The 445-nt window shown below is 45.2% G+C and carries 1 tRNA gene and 1 rRNA gene; both read right to left on the minus strand.

Features of this window, described 5'->3' with window-relative positions:
* Positions 1-120 (minus strand): 23S ribosomal RNA (locus GTP46_RS29195); the annotation flags it as partial.
* Between the two features lie 200 nt (positions 121-320).
* A tRNA-Ala gene (locus tag GTP46_RS29200) sits at positions 321-396 on the minus strand.
* Positions 397-445 lie beyond the last annotated feature (49 nt).

Here is a 445-nt window from a genome sequence, read left to right on the forward strand (position 1 = left end):
ATTCGGAAATCTGCGGATCAAAGCTTGTTTGCTAGCTCCCCGCAGCTTATCGCAAGCTACTACGTCCTTCATCGCCTGTAATCGCCAAGGCATCCGCCATGTGCACTTATTCACTTGTCCCTATAACGTTAGCCCCTTGCGACTAAACAAAGGAGCGTTTATAGAAATAAGAAGTATTACATTGAATGTTTGTTGATACATACAATCATTACCCATCCAAACGATTTCTCATTTGGATCATAACAATTACTTACTTCTTCCAGATTGTTAAAGAACGATACTGCTTTTACCTAAAGCGCTTAGCCTTACGTAAAAACAGGTGGTGGAGGATGACGGGATCGAACCGACGACCCCCTGCTTGCAAAGCAGGTGCTCTCCCAGCTGAGCTAATCCCCCATGGGTATTTCTAAATACCGGCAACTGGTAGGGCTGGTTGGACTCGAAC

The organism is Duganella flavida (assembly GCF_009857445.1).
Lineage (GTDB): Bacteria > Pseudomonadota > Gammaproteobacteria > Burkholderiales > Burkholderiaceae_D > Rugamonas > Rugamonas flavida.